Raw genomic sequence first — 2353 nt, 5'->3', positions numbered from 1 at the left:
AATTAAGGTGTGAGGCGCGCAATACCGATGCTGCCGAATACCACCTTAATCACCAAAACCAACGCATAGTAAAAATGCCACGCGTGCCGAATCACTCTTAAATTGTTTGTTAGTACGCTGCTTTAAAACCTGTTGGTTTGCACCAAGACATTGAAATATAGCACGAAACTTATGGCTTGAAACCCTGAAGCTAAAGGGGTAACTGCCAAACTAGAACTCAATCTCAAAACGTAAGCTGGCTAGAAGAAAAACTTGCTTAACTGACCTATATTCACCGTTTTCAAATTAGCAAAGAATACGGGCTTCGAACTAAACAACCGCGCCAAAGAAACTCGTTTTTGACGAAAGTTTCTCAACACCAAAGAAGCCTCACCAGAGAAATAGCCCGAAAGTTAGAAACCGTAAACGGAAAAATCAAAGCGAGCACAACTCATATAGTGCCACCGGAAAGAACGTGAAAGGCACATTTGATACGGTGTAAGGCTAGAACGCGAAACCAATAAACACCAAAACTTTTAACTTTTGATGCCAACCCCGTACTAACGCCGCATTAAGGTGTGAGCGGCGCTTGGCTATACTTGAGCGAAGCGAAACTGCCAAGCGTTGCGAATCACTCTTAAACAGTTTGTTATAACTCTGATTTTGCCTTAGTCAATAGCTTATGAACGTCTTCTGAGTTCGCGAAGTCTAAACAATATGCCAATTCTATTGCACTACCACTTTTTGATTTATAAGAGTCAATATTCTCATTGCTCAATAATTCACTGAGCTCAAAAAATGCATCCAAAGGCAAATTAGAAAACTCTCTGTAGCCTTGCATTGCCGTTACCGCATCTTTGGCCACATCGGAGCCCTTGTAATAAGTCGCAATACAAGAAGAAAGCGCATATTTTTTAAACAACTGCTCATCACTTTGAGTGCTCAATGGACTTGCGCTTAATCCCACGCTAAAAGTTGCAACAAATATAGTGCTGACTAATCTTCTAGTTTCCATAAGTACGCCTTCTTTGCTTGTGGGAAGTAACAACTATCCGTACATCTTGAGCCAGTCCAAATACTTGCATGCCCTGATGCATCTAGCCAAGTATCCACATCAACGACCAATATACCTTTGTAGTCAGCCAACTTATTCGCGTTAGGATTTTCAATTACAACCTCAGGATCACCAAACTTTTGATGCAAGAAGCTGATCAAATCCCTGACTCTGTAGATATACCAATTTCCCTGTCCACCAGATACAGTTTTATTTTTAATGTAAGGAACCTTAAAACCAGCATAATTAAGTGCATATGACATCCGAATTGCACATGCATTTTCAAAACGGCCCTGCTCTGGTGTTAGCACATTGATATTGTGATTCACTTTACCACCAATTATTGTACCAACGTCCGATACATCTCGGTTAACCTTTGCAAAAGCCACTTTCATTTTTAGTAAGCTAGGACGTGCTGCCACTTAAAAACCTCCCCATCAATTGTTTGAACGAAAAGGTCTCACAAAATAAGCAACCATACTAACAACAAGTTAATTGTTCTTGAGGCTCTTCAAGATCAAAGGTGTAACAATGAAACTGACAAAAGAGTTATAACGCCCAATTAAGGCGTGAGTAACGCAATGTCAGTGCTTCCGCATTGCGCCTTAAACACTAAACACAAGACATAGCAAAAATGCTATGCGTTACGAATCGCTCTTAAATTGTTTGTTAGCAGCGTTGCCAAACAGCTCTTCCTTAGCTTGCAAACCTATTTCCGCTTCTAGTTCTTTTATATTTTTTATCGCGCGTTCGAAAGACTCCTTGATGTCATCCACCTCAGTGCCTGAGTTTGCTTCCTGCCGGATAGCCCTCACTTTGTTAACCTGATCGGCATTTAGTACCAATTCAGACATTGCTTCAATTTTAGCTATATTCTCAAAAACCTGAGACATGCGACTAACGCGCTCATTAACTATATCTGTCTTAACAGTATCTTTGAAGGAGCCGTCGTTATTAAATAAATCTCGAACCATTTGGTCGATGATCGTCCGCCATGTTGATAATGCTTCTAAGATTTCTTTGTATATATCGAGCTTAATTTCCCATTTTTTACTTTCTATTCGCGAATCGTTCGCAACTTGTTGTTTAACTAATTCTGTTGCCCGAGTTAACTTTTGTGTCTGAACATAAAGCTTATCAATATCTTCTCTAGTGGCTAAGTGCTTACCCTTTGTTTTTGCATAAGATGAGCAAAATGCCCCAATAAAACCAGATACAACCGTCACTATAAAAACAATGATATAACTTACGTTGCTAAGACTGACACCTTCATTAATTAAATTAACTTTTTCTTCTAAACTCAAGGAAACCTCCTAGCTG

At 39.7% G+C, this 2353-nt stretch carries 3 protein-coding genes; all 3 read right to left on the bottom strand.

Features of this window, described 5'->3' with window-relative positions:
* Positions 1-628: 628 nt before the first annotated feature.
* Positions 629-994, bottom strand: coding sequence for a T6SS amidase immunity protein Tai4 family protein (locus NB463_RS15260; RefSeq protein WP_054577359.1), 366 nt, complete (start codon positions 992-994; stop codon positions 629-631).
* A complete protein-coding gene (locus NB463_RS15255) occupies positions 976-1455 on the bottom strand; it encodes a type VI secretion system amidase effector protein Tae4 (protein ID WP_025537003.1) in 480 nt (159 codons plus the stop codon). Before NB463_RS15255 ends, NB463_RS15260 begins: the two co-directional genes overlap by 19 nt.
* Before the next feature lie 222 nt (positions 1456-1677).
* Positions 1678-2337 carry a hypothetical protein gene (locus NB463_RS15250; protein WP_258431506.1) on the bottom strand — a complete coding sequence of 220 codons (660 nt, stop codon included), beginning with the start codon at positions 2335-2337 and terminating at the stop codon, positions 1678-1680.
* Between the last annotated feature and the right edge of the window lie 16 nt (positions 2338-2353).

The organism is Vibrio sp. RM-41-2B, from assembly GCF_024744415.1.
Lineage (GTDB): Bacteria > Pseudomonadota > Gammaproteobacteria > Enterobacterales > Vibrionaceae > Vibrio > Vibrio diabolicus.
This window is presented reverse-complemented; position numbering and strand designations above follow the sequence as displayed.

Coding starts and splice junctions, on each gene's coding strand:
- NB463_RS15260 (WP_054577359.1), bottom strand. CDS start 994: ATGGAAACTAGAAGATTAGTCAGCACTATATTTGTTGCAACTTTTAGC.